The following is a 16014-nucleotide window of genomic DNA, read 5'->3' as shown; positions in this document are numbered from 1 at the left end:
AAGGTCAGAGCTGCGGGGTGAGCCCGGCCGATTGCAGCGCCTCGAGACGGGCATAGGCCCCATCGGCGGCCATCAGCTCGGCGTGGCTGCCCGCCTCGAGCAGGCGGCCACGGTCCAGCACGAGGATGCGGTCCGCATCGCGGATGGTGGACAGCCGATGCGCGATCACCAGCGTGGTGCGCCCCTCCGACAGCCGCTCGAGCGCGGCTTGCACCAACTGTTCGGACCGCGCGTCCAGCGCCGATGTCGGCTCGTCCAGCAGCAGGATCGGCGCCGCCTTGAGCATCGCCCGCGCGATCGCCACCCGCTGCCTCTGCCCGCCAGACAGCGCCGAGCCGCGCGGGCCGACCCCCGTCTCGAGGCCAAGCGGCAGCGCGTCGGCGAACTCGGTCACCGAGGCGGCCTCGGCCGCGGCGCGCACCTCATCGGGGGTGGCGTCAAGGCGACCCAGCCGGATGTTCTCGGCGATGGTCGTGTCGAACAGCGCCGTTTCCTGCCCGACCACCGCGATGGCATCGCGCAGCCCCTCGAGCGACAGGGCGGTGACCGGCACGCCGCCGATGCTCACATGCCCCGCCTCGGCGTCGATCAGCCGGGTGAGCAGGCCGAAGACCGTGGTCTTGCCCGCCCCCGAGGGGCCGACGATGGCCGTGGTGCGCCCCGCCTCGGCGGTGAAGCTCAACCCCTGCAACACCGGCGTGCCGCCATAGCCGAAACGCACATCCTCGAAGCGGATGTCGCCGGGCGTCACCGGCTGCGGCCGGGCCGGCGGCAGGATGGTCGGCTTCGCCTCCAGCACCGCGTAGAGCCGGTCGAGCGAGGCGACGCCCGCCTGCACCTGCCCGGCCACCGCCGACAGGCGGCGCAAGGGATCGAAGATCAGCGCCAGCGCGGTGAAGAAGGACATGAACTCGCCCACGGTCTTGCCGCCCGTGGCGATCTGCGACCCGCCATGATACAGCACCGCGGCAAAGCCCAGCGCCGCGACCACGTCGATCATCGCCGGGTTGGCGGCAAGCCCGCGCTGCGACCGGATCGCGTGACGCAGGAAACCCGCGACCTCCTGCCCGAAGCGCGCGGTCTCGTGCGGTTCCAACCGGTTCAGCTTGACCGACTGGATGCCGTGAAAGATCTCGTCCAGCTGCGTCGACAGCCGCGCCGCGGCCTCGCGGCTGGCGGTCGTGGTCCTGCGGATGAAGCGTTGCAGCGCCACGATGGGCAGCACCAGCAGCGGCAGCCCGACAAGCGCCAGAAGCGTCCAGAACCAGTCGTTGAAGAACATCACCGCAAGGAGCGACAGGAAGGTGATGGTGTCGCGCCCCAGCGACATCACCACGTTCGAGGCCAGCCCCTGAAGCGCCAGCGTGTCGCCGCGCACCCGTTCGATCAGCGCACCGGGAGAGTTGTCGCGGAAATAGCCCATGTCGAGCGACAACAGATGCGTGACCAGCCGCTTCTGCAATGCGGTCGTCACCTCCAGCCCGATGGTCACCATGATGAGCCGTTGCCAGAACCCGGCAATCGCCTTGAGAATGAAGACCAGCGCCATGGCGACCGCGACCCAGGCCACCCCGCCCACATCGCCTGCGGCGAAGAGATCGTCGAACAGCGGCCGCACGAGGTAGGCCACCCCCCCGAGCGCAGCGCCCTCGATGGTCATCAGCACGCCGGCCAGCAGCAGCTTGGCCCAGTAGCCGCGCACATGCTCGCGCCAGAGCCGCATCAGCAGCCACCGCGCGGGCACGCCGCTTTCCGGCAGCGGATCGGAACTGTGGGACAACTGGGACAGGGGCACCGCTCCGGCGGTTGAACTGGCGTGGCGGATCGCGGCAGGCTTACGACATGCGCGCCGGGCGGGCAAGCCATGGGCCCGAGGGACGCGACGGCAGAGAGCGGTTTCGCTCTCGCCGCAAACTGTCTATCACCGCGGGCAAGGTGCCGCGCCCGGGGCAGAGCCCGAACCGGCCCTGCCTGCCGCGTCGCGGCGCATCTTTTCCACCCAGCGTTGCCGGTGCAACGCGATCCACCGCGGCGCGCCCATGATCGAACGCATCGAGACCTACGAGTTCCATCCCGTCCTGCTTGCGCCGGGCGCACGGCGGCCGGGGGTCTCGGCCTTCATGCGGATCAGGAACGGCGCGGATTTCCTCGAGGCGACGATCCGCACCCATGTCGACCAGTTCGACGAGATCGTCGCGGTCTTCAACCAATGCACCGACGCCACGCCCGACATCCTTGCACGGCTCGCCGCCGAGTTCGGCCCGAAACTGCGCGTCTACCACTACGCGCCGCGCGTTCACCCGGTGGGCAGCGACGGTCACAGGCTCACACCGGGCGGCGATCCGTCCTCGATCGTGACCTATTACAACTTCGCCCTTGCCATGACCCGGCACCAATGGGCGGTGAAGCTCGACGATGACCACCTCGCCATCCCCGCCGCGCTCGAGGCGATGACCGGCGCGATCCGCGCAGGGCGCGCCGATGACGCGGCGCTGCACTGTTTCTCGGGCCCGAACCTGCTGCGCGACGCGGGCGGGCGGCTTGCGATCCCCGCGGCCGATCCGGTGTCGGGCGGGGGGGACATCGGCTTTTTCCGCGTGCGCGAAGACACGCATTTCGTGCACGATCCCCGCTTCGAACGCTTCGCCCGCGGGGGGCTGCAACGGCGCTTTGCCGGCTGGTTCTACTGGCACCTGAAATTCCTGAAGACGGGCGGCGGCTTTGCGAATTACGAACTCGCGGCCAATCCCGGCTCTCGCTACCTGCGCAAGCAGGAGCGCCTTGCGGCCAGCGCGGCCTGGTCCCTGCCCGAGGCCCGCGCAGCCCTGACGCCGGGACTGCTGCGCCGCCTCAAGGCGCGGCTGGACGAAAAACAGGGGCTGACACTGGCGCGCGACGCGAGCTTCGCCGACAGCTTCCCGCACGATGATGTCGAGACCGCGCTCGACGCGACCGCGCCGGGTTGGCGCAGATGGCTGGAGGGCGACGGATGACGGGCTGGCCGGTCTACGTGATCAACATGGACGAGAACCCGGACCGCATGGCGCGCGCCCGCGCCGAACTGGACCGGCTCGGCATTGCCTTCACGCGCTTCTCCGCCGTGAACGGCCGCGCGATCCCCGAGGACGAGGTGCCGCGCGTCTATGACGCGGATGCGAATGCACGGCGGTTCCGGCATCCGATGATCGGTGCCGAGATCGGCTGTTACCTCAGCCATGTCGCCCTGTGGGAGAGGATCGCTGCAGGCGATGCGCCGGGCGGCATCGTGCTGGAGGATGATTTCGCCGCGCGCGACAGCCTGCCGGCCGTGCTCGACGCGCTGGCCCGTGACGGCGACGCATGGGATATCGTGAAGCTCTTTTCACTGGACAAGCCCCAGCGCCTGCTCGACCGCCGCCCGCTTGTCGTCGGGGCTGCCGGGGGCGACGGGGCCGCGGGCGGGGCCGAGATCGTCATCCCCTACAAGGTGCCGACGACAATGCTGGGCTACGCGATCCGCAAGGATACGGCCGCGCGCCTTGCCGCCGGGGCCCTACCCGTGTCGCGCCCGGTCGACGAGGATCACAAGCATTTCTGGGAGCTTGGCCTGCGGATCGCCTCGGTTCTGCCGCCACCGCTGCAATTCGGCGAAACCTCCTTCGAGGAGGGCAGCATCCAGAAGACGCGCCGCCGGTCGCGCGGGGTCGCCGGGCTGGCGCAGGCCGGGCGCAATCTGCGGTATCGGCTGCGCTACGTCGCCGGGTTGCACTGGCACCGGTTGGTGAGACGGGCCCGCTAGGACGGGTCGGGCGGGCTGCCGACCGTGCCGGCCCGGATGTGACCGGAGGTCTCGATGATCGGACAACGGGGGCTTTGCATGAGCCACGGGGACACAGGCCACGCGCCGCATCCCGTTGTCCGATCATTGCGGGATGCCCGTGATGGCCATGGCCGCGGCAACACCCCGGCGCAAGGACGTTCAAGCCAGACGAACGTCATAGCGCCGCTGTCACCAGATACCATGACCTGCGCGACACGCCGCCAGCGCATTGGCGCGCCGCGGGGTCAAATCGCTCGAAACCGCCACTTAAGACGGCGCCGAGCACCTTTCGCCAATGTCAGCACACCCGAGAGTCAGAGCCGCGCGTCCTCGGCGTGATCGAGGAACCAGCGATAGGTCTCTTCGATCCCGTCGCGCAGGTCGATGCGGGCCTGCCAGCCCATGTCGCGCAGGCGCGAGACATCCATCAGCTTGCGCGGCGTGCCGTCGGGTTTTGTCGTATCGCAGCGGATCGCGCCGCGAAAGCCCGTGACCTCGGCCACCATCCGCGCCAGCTCGAGGATGCTGACATCCGTGCCGGTGCCCACGTTGATATGACTCAGCATCGGCCGGGTGTTGGCCTCGTAGCTCGCGCGGTCGAGATCCATCACGAAGAGCGAGGCCGCGGCCATGTCGTCAACATGCAGGAACTCGCGCCGGGGCGTGCCGCTGCCCCAGATCACCACCTCCGCGCGGCCGTCCCGCGCCGCCTCGTGAAAGCGGCGGATCAGGGCGGGCAGGACGTGGCTGTTCTCGGGGTGGAAGTTGTCGCCGGGCCCATAGAGGTTCGTGGGCATCACGCTGCGGTAATCGGTGCCGTATTGCCGGTTGTAGCTTTCGCAGATCTTGATGCCCGCGATCTTGGCGATGGCATAGGGCTCGTTCGTTGGCTCCAGCGTGCCGGTCAGCAGCGCATCCTCGCGCATGGGCTGGGCGGCCTCGCGCGGGTAGATGCAGGAAGACCCGAGAAACAGCAGCCGCCGCACCCCTGCCGCCCAGGCCTCGTGGATCACGTTCAACTCGATGGCGAGGTTGTCGCGGATGAACTCGGCCGGGTAGCTGTTGTTGGCGTGGATGCCGCCGACTTTGGCCGCGGCGAGGATCACCGCCTCGGGGCGTTCCTCGGCCATGAAGGCGCGCACGGCCGCCTGGTCGGTCAGGTCCAGGTCGGCACGGCTTCGGGTGACGGTCCCGACGCCCCGCGCCTGCAACTGCCGCAGGATCGCACCCCCCACCATGCCGCGGTGACCTGCGACGAAGATCTTGCCCATGATGCCCCCTACCCTTCCAGCGCGACGGGCATGTCGAAGCCATGCGCCTTGAGCAGCGCATGGCGTTGCGCGGCCTTCAGATCCTCGGCGACCATCTCGGCGCACATCTCGCGCGCGGTGATCTCGGGCTCCCAGCCGAGCTTGGCCTTGGCCTTGGACGGATCGCCCAGAAGCGTCTCGACCTCGGCGGGGCGGAAATACTTCGGGTCGATCCGCAGGATCACGTCGCCCGGCGTCACCGCGGGCGCCCTGTCGCCGCTGACCGAGACGACGCGGGCGATCTCTTCCACCCCCTCGCCCTCGAAGGCCAGCGCGATCCCGAGATCCTCGGCCGCCCATGTGATGAACTCGCGCACGGAATACTGCTTGCCGGTGGCGATCACGAAATCCTCCGCCGCCTCCTGTTGCAGCATCATCCACTGCATCCGCACGTAATCCTTCGCATGGCCCCAATCGCGCAGCGCGTCGATGTTGCCCATGTAGAGGCAAGGCTCGAGGCCCTGGGCGATATTGGCCAGCCCGCGGGTGATCTTGCGGGTCACGAAGGTCTCGCCGCGCCGCGGGCTCTCGTGGTTGAACAGGATGCCGTTGCAGGCATAAAGCCCGTAGGCCTCGCGGTAATTCACCGTGATCCAGTAGGCATACATCTTCGCCACCGCGTAGGGGCTGCGCGGATGGAAGGGCGTGGTCTCGGTCTGGGGGGTTTCCTGCACGAGGCCATACAGCTCCGAGGTCGAGGCCTGGTAGAAGCGCGTCGTCTTGTCGAGGCCGAGGAAGCGGATCGCCTCGAGCAGGCGCAGCGTGCCGATGGCATCGACATCGGCGGTGTATTCCGGGGCCTCGAAGCTGACGGCGACATGGGATTGCGCGCCGAGGTTGTAGACCTCGTCGGGGCGCACCTCGGCCAGGATGCGGGTCAGGTTCGAGGTGTCGGTCAGGTCGCCGTAATGCAGGCGCAGCTTGGGGTCGGGCTGGTGCGGATCCTCGTAGATGTGGTCGATCCGCTGGGTGTTGAACAGCGACGCGCGGCGCTTGATGCCATGGACCTCGTAGCCCTTTTCCAGCAGGAACTCCGCGAGATAGGAGCCGTCCTGCCCGGTGATCCCGGTGATGAGCGCGCGCTTGGTCATGTCTTCGTCTCGTCCTTCCCGCTGCGCCGCGATGCTAGCGCCACTAAAATGTTAAAGGTTACCTAACCAATATCGTCGGATGACGCGATAGCGGAGGCGCAGCTTGTCCGAGATCCCCACATGACATGACGTAGTCCCGCGATCCGCTCCCTTGTGCAAGAGCGGCTCTTGATAACCTCGCCCCGTTTCCGTAGTGGCGAAAATGAATCTCTCGCGCGGGCCTCTGGAGGCGCGTAGGCTTCGAAGGACATTGCAAGACCATGGATAGGCATACCGGTGACTAAGCCACCCGCCATCGCCTTCGTGCCAACCAACACAAGGCCGCCGCGCAACCTGTCACAAATGCCGCTGAACGCGTTGGAATGGCCGCTTGGCCGACCCGAACGCCTTGAGAACGCCACCGTGGCGGACATGGGGGCGCAGGATCACTTGGTCGTCTACCCGCGCACGAGTGTCTGGAGATTGAACAGCGACCAGATACCACCGAAGCTTTCAATCGCAATAATGGAACCCAGAGCATACCACTGGCGGCACATGCGGTTGGCGGAATGGCTGAACCACCGGTTCAGCGCTGTGCTTACGTCTGATGAACGGCTCCTCACCCGGCTACCCAACGCACTATTCGTGCCATATGGAACAACTTGGGTGCCCGGCTGGCAATCCTCGGTTGTCTCGAAGACACGCAACGTTTCCCTGATCGCTTCGGATAAGCGGTCCCTGTCGGGACACAAGCTGCGGCACCGCTGCGTCAACTGGATCAGGAGCGAGGGGCTAGCCGTCGACATCATGGGCCGCGGCTATGACGCGTTCGCGCAAAAATCAGATGGGTTGGCGTCCTATCGCTTTTCCGTCGTCATCGAAAACAGCCGCGAAAGGAACTATTTCACTGAAAAGCTCCTTGATGCCGTGCTATGCCAAACTGTCCCTATCTATTGGGGCTGCCCCAACATAGGCGATTTCATGGATACGAGAGGAATGATCTTGTGCGAAAGTGAGGAGGACATAAAAGCGGCGATACTCGCATCGGGACAAGAACTCTACGACGAAAAACTGGTGGGACTCAAAGCTGCCGTACCTGCGGCAGCTCACTTCGCCGACTATTATGGGCGTGCAGCCCAAGCTCTACTCAATGCCGACGGCAAGAAACCCGGCTAACCGGCGATACGCGCCCAGCCCTCCGGCCAGATGTCGGGGTTCACCGCCGAGGGGTCGGCGAACCAGGTGTCGGGTGTCGCCACCACCTTGGCGGGGTCGGGGTTCAGCCACGCCCCCCACCACGAAAACGAGGAATTGGCCGTGATGTGGTGGCGGCAGGCACTCATCAGCCGCAGATCCTCGAAATTGCGATCCGGTCCGTTGTGACCCACCACCCGGATTTCGGCGGGCAGCTCGAGGTGCTCGGCGACCCAGGCCGGATCGTCGGAAAAGGCGAAGATCACGGGCTCCGCCCCCATGCGCGTGGCGACATGATCGAGCGCGGCGGCGTAATAGGCCGGGGTGCAACTGCCGTGGTAGGCTGCGAATTTCGGATTGCGCACGTAATCGCCACGCCGGATGTGCAGCGAGACCGCGCGCGGCTCGTCCCGGATCTCGGCAAGCCAGCGCGCGTTCTCGGGGTCGGGTTCGCGTCCGGGCGTCAACTCGGCCCGGATCGCATCGGCGTGGCGGACGAAATACCGCTCTGACTGGAAATACCCCTCCAGCCAGACCGGCCCGGTCACCTGCGCGACGCGCGGGTCATAGGCAAGGCTTGCCTCGCGCATGTAGGCAGGGCCCTTGCCGCGCAGCGACCAGAGCAGATGCGCCAGCGGCCGGTCCTTGCGATAGGGCGGCAGCTCGGCCTCGGGCATGGGCCGGTCGGCGAGCGCGAAGACATCCAGCCCGTAGCCATGTTCGCGCGCCCGCCCGTAGTGACGCTTGTCGAGCACGAGATCCTGACCGGTCTCGAGCGCCAGCGCCCGCCCGGCCGCGTATTGGAACATCTGGTTTCCCAGCCCGCCGGCGAGGCGCATGATGATCATCGACAACTCCACGCGTCAGGCACTGACATGCCATCCGAAGGTCTGCAGCCCGGCCGGTGCCCGCGTCATCCGGTGACGACCAGCAGACCCCCCTGCATGGCCCGACCGCCGCACTGCGGCGGCGACGATAGACAAGATCCGACCGGGCGACCAGCCCGACTGTCCGGGCCAGCGGGCCGCTCAGATCGGCGGGGCGGCGCGCTCGGTCATCAGCTGCCGCGCGGTCACGCGTTCCCGGTGGATCATGTAAAGCCCCGCGCCGATGATCACCGCGATCCCTGTCAGCGTGAGCGCGTTCGGGAAATCCCCGAACACGAGGAACCCCAGCAAGGTCGCCACCGGCAACTCGAGGTATTGCAGCGGTGCCAGCGTGGCCGAGGGCGCCATGGACAGCGCGTAGGTCATCATCATGTGGCTCAACGCGGCGAAGAACCCCACGCCAAACAGCCACAGCCAATCCACACCCGCAGGCCAGACCGGGTCGAAGACTGCGGAGCCGGACCCCTCGGCCAGCACCAGCACGGGAAGGCACAGCAGGCTGGCAATGGCCCCGGTGTGGAACTGCAAGGCGACGGGATGCATCTGCCGCGACAGGCCACGGGTCACGAGGATGTAGGAGGCGAAACAGACCGCGGTGCCGAGCGGGAACAGCGCCACGGGTCCGAAGACGGCGAAACTCGGCTGGATCACGAAGAGCACACCCACGAACCCCACCAGCGCCGCCCCCACCCTGCGCGGCCCGACCTCTTCGCCGAGGTGGAACTTGCCCACCAGCAGCACGATGAAGGGTGCCACGAAGACGATGGCCAGCGCATCGGCAAGCGGCATGACGCTGATCGCCGCGATGAAGCAGAAGGTGGCGACCAGCAGGAACACCGCCCGGAACGACAGCGCAAGCCACTGCCCGCGCGCCACGCGCAGGGACAGGCCCATGATCGCCACGACCGGTGCCATGAGGGCGCTTTGCACGACGAAGCGCGCGGCCGTGATCTGCCCGACGGGCACGGTGTCGGAGGCGAGCTTGGCCGCCACGTCCAGCAACGGCGCGGTCAGGCAGAAGCCCAGCATCAGGGCGACCCCGGCAAGGATGCGGTCGGTCGGTGCGGATGTGGCGCTCGCGTGGGTCATGCACTTTCGTAGGCGCATCGCCCGTGTGCGTCCATCCGGATCATGGTGCCGCGCGATGGCGGGGCAGCTTTGCCGCAGGCTGCAGGCCGCGACACCCGGCGCCTCGCGGCGGTGGTGACGATGGCGCGCGCGTGCGTCGCCTGCGGACACGAGGCTCCAGGCAAGGCACCCCGGCCCCCGTCATGGTTTTCGTGGCTACGGCCCGACAATCCGGTTCAGCAACGCGGAAAGGCGGGCTTGTATCTCTTCCGTGTTTTCGGGTGGAAGAACACTGTCTGCCACTTGGTTGACCGTCGACAACACATGATCGCTGTAGCTTTCCGCCCAGGTCCGGACATCGGACCGGTTGGTCGGAAAATTCGCAGCTCCCGCAGGAGGTGACATCGCCTCCACCTGGGCATTCGACGCGATCGAACGACTTGTGGTTCCTGGCGTGAATTGACTTTGGTCGCTCGCCCCGATGACGGATTGCGCGGTGTTGGAGAGGTCGAGTTGATCCAGAATGTCCAAGTCAACAGGTTGATAGGCCGAGCCGAACGCCAGGCCTTCGTCAGCACCAACGGGCTGCGTCGTGATTTGGGACGGGTCGGACAGGGAACGCCAGTATTGAGCGGGCTCCAACATGCCCGGAACCTGATCGTTCATTCCCTGGTTCATGCTGGGTGTGGTGATGTCTTGCCGTGGCATGGGCGTGTCTTGAAGGCCCACGCTCATTTCGACATCGAGCTCGCCGCGATATGCGTCGATGACGTTGTCCAGCATTGTCTGGGACACCAGTTCGCCCGGAACCGCAATGGCGAACGGTATCAAGGCAAGGGCCTTTGCAGGGCCGCGTCGACGCGGCGCATCTTGTGGAAATTCGGTCATTGTTAGCGCCCCTTGCCTGACATGCGAAGCGTGTAGTGTAGCTGGTTTCAGCTTTTTTATGATATAAAACAGTTACTTAAGCGGAGCCTCGTTTTGCCCGGTTCCACTTGGGACCTTGGTACTTGACAAAGCATACAAAAAATTTATGCGCGTCGCCAGAACAATTCTGCGCGCGCGATGTGTCACCACGCTTCGTTGAGACCGCGGCGCAATGGGCCATGGCGCTTGCGGGTGTCGAAAGTGCCGTCGGGGGTGACGGTGCTGTTCTCATGGTTGCGCACGATCTGGTCGAGACGCATGCGGCCAGTGCCCGACTGCCAGTCGAGCCCCAGATCAACCTGGCCGCGGAGCCGGGCCAGATCGGCCTCTCCGCCCCTCGGCGCTGAGTAGAGCGCCGCAAGGCCACTTTTCAGCTGCATCTCGCCCCTCGACACAGTCCAGGGCACAGGGAAATCGAGCCTCCCGGTGACCCGGTTCAGGCTGACCTTTCGCGCGCCGCCGTTGTGACCGTGGCCGTCGGTTCAGGCCTGCTGCGTATCGGCCGTATGCGTCAGCCTGTTGCGGATCGAACAGGACAGCGTCCTGATGCTTCTTGACGAGGTCCCGGTCCTGCGCCACCGGCTCCTGCGCGATCTGGTCGCCCGGAACAGGTCGCTCACCCGGAAGAGCATCACGCTGACCACGTTGACTGCCAAGCAGCGGGTCAACGGATGATGGCTCAACCCTTCGGCCATCAGGTCGCAGACCTCCGGGGTCGAGTCGCCATGCCGACCGGCACCACAGCCCTCGGCATACCCGTGAGGGTAGCCGAGGGTCAGGTCTCATCCGGGAACGGCGACGTTCGGTCGGCAGCCGATGCGCGTGTCGGAGTCGAGCCCCGGTCGAAACATTCATCCATGTTTCACCCGGCTGCTCGAGAAACCCGCCCTTGCCCGCCGGCCGGACGCAGGGCGTCAGGACGCCAGCTGCTCGAACAGACGCGCGACCGCCTCGGCGCCGGGATCGGTGTTGCCATAGAGTTGTTCGGCGTTGATGTATGCCGCCCGCCCGGCCTTGGCCTTCCGGATATGGGCAGTCTGTGTCGCCCCCTCGCGTGCCGCGACAGCCGCCTGGGCCAGGCCACTCGCCTCCAACTGGTCGAGCGCCGGTTTCAGGGCATCGACCATGGTGCGGTCCCCCAATTCCGCGCCGCCGATCTTCTGCATGCGGGCCAGCCCCTCCTTGAGGGCGGCGACCATGCTCAGGCCGCTCGAGGCCGCATCGCCCGCGGCGGTGAAGAAGATCGCCAGAAGCACGCCCGAGGAGCCGCCCATGGTCTGGGACAGTTCCTGCCCGATGGCCCGGAACAGTTGGGTATGGTCCGCAAGCGGCAGCCGGTCGAGCGCCCCGATCAGGGCCCGCGCCGCCCCTGCGAGAGTCGAGCCGGTATCCCCATCCCCTGATTTCGCATCAAGGGCGTTCAGATCGGCCTCCGCCTTGATCAGGATCTGACAGCACCTGGTGATGAACTCCGCCGTCGGTTTGTGCTCGGACGGGATCGGCTGGATCGGGCGCAGGCCGTCGGGCAGCTCGATCACGCGCACGGGCTTGATCGCCTTGCACCCGGGCCAGGCCGAAGGGCCGCAGGGCGCGCTGAGCCAGGCGTGATCCTCGGCACTCAGGCGGTAGACCGAAACCGAGAAGCCGCGCATGTCGAGCGAGGTCATCATCGCCGCCGGACCCACGATCAACTGCAGCTGATGGCCGATCGCCGATTTCGCCAGGTCATTGGCAAGGGTGGACATTTCCAGCTCGGTCGCCCCGCCCAGGTTGTTCAGAAGCACCACATGCGATCCGGGTTCCATGACGGCGGCCAGCTTGGACGTGACGGCGGCCATGGCCTGTTCGGCATTGTGGTAATCGATCTGCTGCACGCCCGCTTCGCCATGGATGCCAAGGCCCAGTTCCGCCTTTCCCGGCCCCACGCGGTGTTCCTTGGGGGAGCCGGGCACCGTGCAGGTGTCGAGCGACATGCCGATGGAGCTGGTCCCCCGGATCACCCGCTCCGCCGCTGCCGTGATATCCTCGAGCGAGGCACCGCTTTCGGCCATGGCGCCCGCGATCTTGTGAACGAAGAGCGTGCCCGCCACCCCGCGCGACTGCGGCAGGTCGGGCAGCGCGATATCGTCATCGACGATCACCATGTTGACCTTGAGGCCAAAGGCCCGCGCGCGCTCGGCGGCCAGTCCGAAATTCAACCGGTCGCCGGTGTAGTTCTTCACGATCAGAAGACAGCCCGCCGGGCCCGTCACGGCAAGGATGCCCGCCAGCACCGCATCGACCGACGGCGAGGCGAAGACATCGCCACAGACCGCTGCCGTCAGCATTCCCTGCCCCACGAAACCCGCATGGGCCGGTTCGTGGCCTGACCCGCCGCCCGAGACCAGCGCCACGCGCGACTTGTCCCAGTCGGTGCGCAGCACGACACGGATATGCGGGTAGCCGTCGAGCCGCGCGAGGGTTCCGCCCGAGGTCTTGATCAACCCGTCGATCGCCTCGATGACGGTCGCATCCTTGTCGTTGATGAATTGGGCCATGGTGTCCTCCCTCAGGCCAGTCGCGCGCCAGAGGCGTCGAAATAAAACGGGTTGTGCGGGCGAATGCGCAGGATATCGCCCGATTTCAACTCGGTATGGGCATCCGTCACGGTGACGATGTCGTGGGACCGGAACCGCAGATGCAGGCGCGTCTGGTCGCCCAGATGCTCGACCCGCTGGACGAAGCTTTCCTCGCCCTCGCCCTGCACGATCATTTCGGGCCTGAGGCCGATGCTCACGGCCCGCGCAGGCGCGCCGCCGAAGACATCGGCGGGCAGCACGTTGATGCGCGGCTGGCCGAGGCGGCTGGCGGCATAGATGCTGACCGGGTTCTCGTAGATTTCGCGCGGGCTGCCGAACTGCACAAGCTTGCCCCTGTCCAGAACACCCACATGGGTGGCCATGGTCATCGCCTCGATCTGGTCGTGGGTGACGTAAAGCAGCGTCGCGCCCCGTTCGGCCTGGATCGATTTCAGCTCGATCCGCAGATCGGCGCGCAGCTTGGCGTCGAGGGAGCTGAGCGGTTCATCCATCAGGAAGACCGCCGGATTGCGCACAAGGGCGCGCCCGATCGACACGCGCTGCATCTCGCCCCCCGACAAGGCCGTCGCCTTGTTGTCGAGCTTGTGCGAGATCTGCAGAACCTCGGCGATCTGCCCGACCTTGCGGTCGATCTCGGGCTGGGGGGTCTTCAGGATCGGGGATTTCAGCGGAAACTCGAGGTTCTGGCGCACCGTCAGATGCGGGTAGAGCGAGTATTGCTGGAACACCATCGCCACGTTGCGCTGCGCAGGCGTCAGCCCCGCCATGTCGCGCCCGTCGATCTGCACACCACCCCGGTCCGGCGTGTCGAGGCCCGAGACCATGCGCAACAGGGTCGTCTTGCCGGCCCCGGTCGGCCCCAGAAGCACGACGAAGGACCCGTCGGGCACCGTCATCGTGACATCGTCCAGTGCCACGGTCGCGCCGAAGGTCTTGGTGATGCCGGTCAGTCGAACCTCAGCCATGGGCAAGCACCCCCGCATTGGCATGGCTGCGCAGGGCATGGCCATGGGTGTTCTCGAACAGGGTGAGGGTGCGGGCATCGAAGGACAGGCCGGTGGTCTGCCCGACCACCACGGCCTCGCTGCTGGGAATGCGCGCCTTGAGCACCCCGCCCGGCGTGTCCAGCGTCACGATCCGCGTCGTGCCGAGGTATTCGCTGGCCACGATCCGCCCGCGATAGGGGGCGGCATCGTCAAGCTTCACATGCTCGGGCCGAACGCCCAGCGTCAGTTTTCCGCTCGCGCCGTCGATGGCTTCGGGAACCTTCACCGCGACGCCGTTCAGCCGCACCTCGTCATGGCCCGCGCCGATCATGCCGTCGAATTCGAGGAAGTTCATCGGCGGCGATCCGATGAACTGCGCCACGAACTTGGTCGCGGGCCAATCGTAGATGTCCTGCGGCACGCCGAATTGCTCGACGACGCCGTGGTTCATCACCGCGATCTTGTCGCCCATCTGCATCGCCTCGAGCTGGTCATGGGTGACGTAGACGGTCGTCGCCTCCATCCGGTCGTGGAGCGCGCGCAATTCCTCGGCCATGTGCTCGCGGAATTCAGCGTCCAGCGCGCCCAGTGGCTCGTCCATGAAAAAGGCCTTGGGCTGGCGGACGATGGCGCGCCCCAGCGCCACGCGCTGACGGTCGCCGCCCGACAGGCCGCCCACCGGCCGGTCGAGGATGTCGGTGATCCCCAGGATCTCGGCCACCTCGCCCACCTTTTCGCGGACCCGCGCCTTGGGCATCCCCTGGCTTTTCAGCGGATAGCTGATGTTCCCGCGCACCGTCATGTGCGGGTAGAGCGCGAACATCTGGAAGACGAAGGCGATGTCGCGCTGGCTGGCGCGTTTCTGGCTCACCTCCTCGCCGTCGATGTAGATGCGGCCCGACGTGGGCAGCTCCAACCCCGCCATCATGCGCAGCGTCGTGGTCTTGCCGCAGCCCGATGGCCCCAGCAGCATGAAGAACTCGCCATCCTCGATGGTGAAGGTCGAATTCTGCACCGCCGTGAAGGCCCCGAATTCCTTGCGAAGGTTCTCGATACGGATCTGGGCCATGAGCTACTCCGGGAAATGGCTGACGATGATGAACATCACCGTGCCCGTCAGCGTGACGATGAAGGAATAGCTGTAGGCGATCAGCAGCCAGGGCTGCATCAGCATCACCACGCCCAGTGCGATCAGGATCGAGGCCAGCATCTCCCACGGCCCCCGGCGCAGGCGGAGCAATCCGGTCAGGAAGGTTCTCATTTGCGCACCGCCCCGAATGTGATCCCGCGCAGCAGGTGCTTGCGCAGAAGGATGGTGAAGACCATGACCGGCACGAGGAAGATCGTGGCACCGGCCGCGACGGCGGGCCAGTCCTGCCCGGTCACGCCGATGATCGTGGGAATGAAGGGCGGTGCCGTCTGGGCATTGCCCGAGGTAAGCAGCACCGCGAAAGCGTATTCGTTCCACGCGAAGATCAGGCAGAAGATCGCGGTCGAGGCGATGCCGGTCGCCGCTTGCGGCAGCACGACCTTGTAGAAGGCCTGGAACCGCGTGTAGCCGTCGATCAGCGCCGCTTCCTCGTATTCGCGGGGGATTTCGTCGATGAAGCCCTTGAGCAGCCAGACCGAGAGCGACAGGTTCACCGCCGTGTAGAGCAGGATCATGCCGGCATGGGTATCGCTCAGGCCTAGACCGCGGAACATCAGGAAGATCGGGATCGCCACGGCGATGGGCGGCATCATCCGCGTCGACAGGATGAAGAACAGCAGGTCATCCTTGAGCGGGATGCGGAAGCGGCTGAAGGCATAGGCCGCGAGCGTGCCTAGGAACACCGACAGGAATGTCGAGCCGAAGCCGATGATCACCGAGTTCATGAACCGCTCGCCGAAGCGCGACGGCCCGACGATGGCCATGCCGCGCTCATGGACGATCTCGTCATACCATGTTTCGGGCGGATTGGCCTCCAGCGCCTCGGCGCTCTGGCGCGTCTGGGTGGTGAACAGGTTGACATACCCCCCCAGCGTGAATTCCGAAAACACCTCGGGCGGATAGGCGATGGCGTCGTTCTGCGACTTGAAGCTGGTCGAGATGATCCACAACAGCGGCAGGATCGTGATGATCCCGTAGGCCGCGACCAGCAGGCCCGCGATCCATTTCTGGGGCTTCGACGGTTCGGTGACGGAATAGCTCATC

General features: G+C 66.2%; 16 protein-coding genes. 4 read left to right on the top strand and 12 right to left on the bottom strand.

Annotated features, from left to right (window positions below):
* Positions 1 to 4 precede the first annotated feature (4 nt).
* A complete protein-coding gene (locus QQK83_RS03400; RefSeq protein ID WP_284261711.1) occupies positions 5 to 1780 on the bottom strand; it encodes an ABC transporter ATP-binding protein in 1776 nt (591 codons plus the stop codon).
* A gap of 259 nt (positions 1781 to 2039) precedes the next feature.
* On the opposite strand from QQK83_RS03400, the gene QQK83_RS03395 reads away from it, so the two are divergent.
* Both QQK83_RS03395 and QQK83_RS03390 read left to right on the top strand, forming a co-directional pair.
* A complete protein-coding gene (locus QQK83_RS03395; protein ID WP_284261709.1) occupies positions 2040 to 2993 on the top strand; it encodes a glycosyltransferase family 2 protein in 954 nt (317 codons plus the stop codon).
* A complete protein-coding gene (locus QQK83_RS03390) occupies positions 2990 to 3778 on the top strand; it encodes a glycosyltransferase family 25 protein (RefSeq protein WP_284261708.1) in 789 nt (262 codons plus the stop codon). The genes QQK83_RS03395 and QQK83_RS03390 overlap by 4 nt, the downstream gene beginning before the upstream one ends.
* Positions 3779 to 4113: 335 nt before the next feature.
* On the opposite strand, the gene fcl is transcribed toward QQK83_RS03390, so the two are convergent.
* Positions 4114 to 5070, bottom strand: coding sequence for a GDP-L-fucose synthase (gene fcl, locus QQK83_RS03385; protein ID WP_284261706.1), 957 nt, complete (start codon positions 5068 to 5070; stop codon positions 4114 to 4116).
* An 8-nt stretch (positions 5071 to 5078) separates the two neighbouring features.
* Positions 5079 to 6200, bottom strand: a complete 1122-nt coding sequence (gene gmd / locus QQK83_RS03380; RefSeq protein WP_284261704.1) for a GDP-mannose 4,6-dehydratase — start codon at positions 6198 to 6200, stop codon at positions 5079 to 5081.
* Positions 6201 to 6476: 276 nt separating this feature from the next.
* Between gmd and QQK83_RS03375 the strand changes: the two genes are divergently transcribed.
* Positions 6477 to 7355 carry a glycosyltransferase family 10 domain-containing protein gene (locus QQK83_RS03375; protein ID WP_284261701.1) on the top strand — a complete coding sequence of 293 codons (879 nt, stop codon included), beginning with the start codon at positions 6477 to 6479 and terminating at the stop codon, positions 7353 to 7355.
* On the opposite strand, the gene QQK83_RS03370 is transcribed toward QQK83_RS03375, so the two are convergent.
* The 4 genes from QQK83_RS03370 to QQK83_RS03355 all read right to left on the bottom strand — a co-directional run bounded on the left by QQK83_RS03370 (position 7352) and on the right by QQK83_RS03355 (position 10635).
* Positions 7352 to 8221, bottom strand: a complete 870-nt coding sequence (locus tag QQK83_RS03370; RefSeq protein ID WP_284261698.1) for an alpha-1,2-fucosyltransferase — start codon at positions 8219 to 8221, stop codon at positions 7352 to 7354. The genes QQK83_RS03375 and QQK83_RS03370 overlap by 4 nt on opposite strands.
* 180 nt (positions 8222 to 8401) lie before the next feature.
* Positions 8402 to 9349: a DMT family transporter gene (locus QQK83_RS03365; RefSeq protein WP_284261696.1), complete on the bottom strand. Its 948-nt coding sequence runs from the start codon at positions 9347 to 9349 to the stop codon at positions 8402 to 8404.
* A 195-nt stretch (positions 9350 to 9544) separates the two neighbouring features.
* Complete coding sequence (locus QQK83_RS03360) at positions 9545 to 10216, bottom strand: hypothetical protein (protein WP_284261694.1); 672 nt, start codon at positions 10214 to 10216, stop codon at positions 9545 to 9547.
* A gap of 182 nt (positions 10217 to 10398) precedes the next feature.
* Positions 10399 to 10635 carry a hypothetical protein gene (locus QQK83_RS03355; RefSeq protein ID WP_284261693.1) on the bottom strand — a complete coding sequence of 79 codons (237 nt, stop codon included), beginning with the start codon at positions 10633 to 10635 and terminating at the stop codon, positions 10399 to 10401.
* Positions 10636 to 10801: 166 nt separating this feature from the next.
* Here QQK83_RS03355 and QQK83_RS03350 point away from each other — a divergent pair, with 166 nt between their 5' ends.
* Positions 10802 to 10930, top strand: coding sequence for a hypothetical protein (locus QQK83_RS03350; protein ID WP_284261691.1), 129 nt, complete (start codon positions 10802 to 10804; stop codon positions 10928 to 10930).
* Positions 10931 to 11169: 239 nt separating this feature from the next.
* Here QQK83_RS03350 and QQK83_RS03340 read toward each other — a convergent pair whose 3' ends face one another.
* Genes QQK83_RS03340 through QQK83_RS03320 form a run of 5 tightly spaced genes read right to left on the bottom strand, consistent with a single transcriptional unit; the run spans position 11170 to position 16013 of the window.
* Positions 11170 to 12792 (bottom strand): dihydroxyacetone kinase subunit DhaK, encoded by a 1623-nt coding sequence (locus QQK83_RS03340; protein WP_284261689.1) that lies wholly within the window; start codon positions 12790 to 12792, stop codon positions 11170 to 11172.
* Between the two features lie 11 nt (positions 12793 to 12803).
* On the bottom strand, positions 12804 to 13799 hold the full coding sequence (locus QQK83_RS03335; protein ID WP_284261687.1) for an ABC transporter ATP-binding protein: 996 nt from the start codon (positions 13797 to 13799) through the stop codon (positions 12804 to 12806).
* Positions 13792 to 14889 carry an ABC transporter ATP-binding protein gene (locus QQK83_RS03330; protein WP_284261685.1) on the bottom strand — a complete coding sequence of 366 codons (1098 nt, stop codon included), beginning with the start codon at positions 14887 to 14889 and terminating at the stop codon, positions 13792 to 13794. The genes QQK83_RS03335 and QQK83_RS03330 overlap by 8 nt, the downstream gene beginning before the upstream one ends.
* A 3-nt stretch (positions 14890 to 14892) precedes the next feature.
* Entirely contained in the window at positions 14893 to 15081 is a 189-nt protein-coding gene (locus tag QQK83_RS03325) for a hypothetical protein (RefSeq protein ID WP_284261682.1), read from the bottom strand.
* Positions 15078 to 16013, bottom strand: coding sequence for a carbohydrate ABC transporter permease (locus tag QQK83_RS03320; RefSeq protein ID WP_284261680.1), 936 nt, complete (start codon positions 16011 to 16013; stop codon positions 15078 to 15080). Before QQK83_RS03320 ends, QQK83_RS03325 begins: the two co-directional genes overlap by 4 nt.
* Position 16014 lies beyond the last annotated feature (1 nt).

The sequence above is a fragment of the Roseicyclus amphidinii genome (assembly GCF_030163755.1).
GTDB classification, from domain to species: Bacteria; Pseudomonadota; Alphaproteobacteria; order Rhodobacterales; family Rhodobacteraceae; genus Roseicyclus; species Roseicyclus amphidinii.
This window is presented reverse-complemented; position numbering and strand designations above follow the sequence as displayed.

What these genes read in the sequence shown, in the direction of transcription:
- QQK83_RS03395 (WP_284261709.1), top strand. Translation starts at nt 2,040, where the DNA reads ATGATCGAACGCATCGAGACCTACGAGTTCCATCCCGTCCTGCTTGCG.
- QQK83_RS03390 (WP_284261708.1), top strand. Translation starts at nt 2,990, where the DNA reads ATGACGGGCTGGCCGGTCTACGTGATCAACATGGACGAGAACCCGGAC.
- fcl (WP_284261706.1), bottom strand. Translation starts at nt 5,070, where the DNA reads ATGGGCAAGATCTTCGTCGCAGGTCACCGCGGCATGGTGGGGGGTGCG.
- gmd (WP_284261704.1), bottom strand. Translation starts at nt 6,200, where the DNA reads ATGACCAAGCGCGCGCTCATCACCGGGATCACCGGGCAGGACGGCTCC.
- QQK83_RS03370 (WP_284261698.1), bottom strand. Translation starts at nt 8,221, where the DNA reads ATGATCATCATGCGCCTCGCCGGCGGGCTGGGAAACCAGATGTTCCAA.
- QQK83_RS03365 (WP_284261696.1), bottom strand. Translation starts at nt 9,349, where the DNA reads ATGACCCACGCGAGCGCCACATCCGCACCGACCGACCGCATCCTTGCC.
- QQK83_RS03360 (WP_284261694.1), bottom strand. Translation starts at nt 10,216, where the DNA reads ATGACCGAATTTCCACAAGATGCGCCGCGTCGACGCGGCCCTGCAAAG.
- QQK83_RS03355 (WP_284261693.1), bottom strand. Translation starts at nt 10,635, where the DNA reads ATGCAGCTGAAAAGTGGCCTTGCGGCGCTCTACTCAGCGCCGAGGGGC.
- QQK83_RS03350 (WP_284261691.1), top strand. Translation starts at nt 10,802, where the DNA reads ATGCTTCTTGACGAGGTCCCGGTCCTGCGCCACCGGCTCCTGCGCGAT.
- QQK83_RS03340 (WP_284261689.1), bottom strand. Translation starts at nt 12,792, where the DNA reads ATGGCCCAATTCATCAACGACAAGGATGCGACCGTCATCGAGGCGATC.
- QQK83_RS03335 (WP_284261687.1), bottom strand. Translation starts at nt 13,799, where the DNA reads ATGGCTGAGGTTCGACTGACCGGCATCACCAAGACCTTCGGCGCGACC.
- QQK83_RS03330 (WP_284261685.1), bottom strand. Translation starts at nt 14,889, where the DNA reads ATGGCCCAGATCCGTATCGAGAACCTTCGCAAGGAATTCGGGGCCTTC.
- QQK83_RS03325 (WP_284261682.1), bottom strand. Translation starts at nt 15,081, where the DNA reads ATGAGAACCTTCCTGACCGGATTGCTCCGCCTGCGCCGGGGGCCGTGG.
- QQK83_RS03320 (WP_284261680.1), bottom strand. Translation starts at nt 16,013, where the DNA reads ATGAGCTATTCCGTCACCGAACCGTCGAAGCCCCAGAAATGGATCGCG.